Annotated in this window: 2 protein-coding genes; both read right to left on the bottom strand. The window is 59.8% G+C overall.

Annotated features, from left to right (window positions below):
- A partial coding sequence (locus AAAB16_RS19885) for a monovalent cation:proton antiporter-2 (CPA2) family protein (protein ID WP_340664882.1) occupies window positions 1-1,629 on the bottom strand: 1,629 nt, incomplete at its 3' end.
- Between the two features lie 274 nt (window positions 1,630-1,903).
- A partial coding sequence (locus AAAB16_RS19880) for an OmpA family protein (RefSeq protein ID WP_340664883.1) occupies window positions 1,904-2,064 on the bottom strand: 161 nt, incomplete at its 5' end.

The following is a 2,064-nucleotide window of genomic DNA, read 5'->3' as shown; positions in this document are numbered from 1 at the left end:
GCTCAAGCCCAGTTCCAGCAAGATCAACCGGCCCATTTCCAGGCTGGAGTGGAAGGTTTCCCGCACCGCCGTGGCTTCGAGGTCCATCAAATGGTGCACGTGTTGGCGGTTGCGGGCGCGGGCGATGACTTTCAGGTGCGGGTAGAGCTTGCGCACCAGGCGCGCGGTTTCGATATTGGTTTCCGGGTTGTCGGTGGCAACGATAAACAGCTCGGCTTTGTCGACGTTGGCGGCGCGCAGAATTTCCGGGCGCAATGGGTCGCCGTAGAAAATCGACATACTGCCCAACTTGCGCTGCTGCTCGATGCTTTCTACCGAGGTATCCAGCGCTACAAACGGCACCCGTTGAGCGCGCAGTACACGGGCAACGATCTGCCCCATACGGCCCATCCCGGCGATCACTACCCGCGGCGCGCTGCTGTCGATTTGCGTGTACTCCTCCGGCGGTTCCTTCTCGCTTACCGGCAACGGCTTGCACAGGGCGCCAACCACTAGCAGCAGCAGAGGCGTCAGCGCCATCGACAAGGTGATGGAGAGCACCACCAGGCTGAGTAGGTGACTGCTAAACAGGCCATTTTTGTGCGCCATGTTAAACACCACAAAGGCGAACTCACCGCCAGCGGCCAGCACCACGCCCAGGGCCATGGCGCCGCGCCGATCCAGGTCACCCAAAGTGCGCCCAAGGGCATACAGCAGCGGCAGCTTGGCGCTTATCAGCAACAGGGTGAAACCAAGCACCACCAGCGGTTCACGCGCCAGCAAGGCGAAGTCGGCGGTCATGCCCACGCTCATAAAAAATAGACCGAGCAGCAAGCCTTTAAACGGTTCGATCTGCGCTTCCAGCTCATGGCGGTATTCGGAATCGGCCAAGATCAGCCCAGCCAGAAAAGCGCCCAAGGCCATGGAAATACCGGCCAGTTCCATCAGCCAGGCGGTGCCCAACACCACCAACAACGCGGTGGCGGTGGAGACTTCGCGCAGGTTGGTTTTCGCCACCACGCGAAACACTGGGCGCAATAGATAACGCCCGCCGATTACAACAATGGCGATGCTGGTGACAATTTTCGCCAGTTGGTTGACTTCATCACCGGGGGTGCCCTGGTGGGCGCTGCCCAACAAGGGAATCAGGGCAATCAGCGGGATGGCGGCGATGTCTTGGAACAGCAGAATGGCAAAGGCCAGGCGGCCATGGGGTTTGTTCAGCTCCTTGCGCTCGGCGAGGATTTGCAGGCCAAAGGCGGTAGACGACAGCGCCAAGCCAAGGCCTAGCACCACCGCGCTATTCCAGGCCTGGTGGAACAGCGTATAGGCAATGGTGCCGATCACCAGAGCGGTCAACAGCACCTGCGCCAGGCCGACACCAAACACCGACTTGCGCATCACCCACAGCCGGCGTGGCGACAACTCAAGGCCGATGATAAACAGCAAAAGCACCACGCCCAGCTCGGAAATTTGCCCGACGCTTTCGGGGTCGCCAATCAAGCCCAGTACTGAGGGACCGATCAACACACCGGCGAGCAGATAACCCAACACCGCACCCAATTGCAGGCGTTTGGCCAAAGGCACCACCAGCACAGCGGCAAGCAGGAACACCACCCCTGACTGCAGAAAACTATCGCCGTGCTCCATCCTCAACCTCCCTTAACTAAATAGGCCGGGGATTATCGGTAAAAACGCCGGTGGGTGCACGGAGGGATGTCAACGGATTAGCCCCACACCCCGTCGTCCCCGCAAAGGCGGCGGTCCGACGATTCGGACCCAGACTCGTGCAGGAGGACACCTTTGGCCAATCCATCTCCATACTTGGATTCCCGCCTACGCGGGGAACGACGAGGTGAAGCAGATGTTTTCTGTGGGCATAAAAAAACCCGGCCGAGGCCGGGTTTTTCCAGAGCCAGGCTAATTACTTAGCTTGGGCTTCCACTTCAGCTTCTACGCGACGGTTAACAGCGCGGCCAGCTTCGGTAGCGTTATCGGCAACCGGCTTGGACTCGCCGTAGCCAACCGCGTTAACACGCTCGCCACCTACACCGTACTGGTTAACCAGCACTTCACGAACGGCGT

The organism is Pseudomonas sp. (assembly GCF_037994325.1).
Taxonomy (GTDB): domain Bacteria; phylum Pseudomonadota; class Gammaproteobacteria; order Pseudomonadales; family Pseudomonadaceae; genus Aquipseudomonas.
The sequence above is the reverse complement of the archived record's forward strand: the minus strand, read 5'-3'. Positions and strand labels throughout refer to the sequence as shown.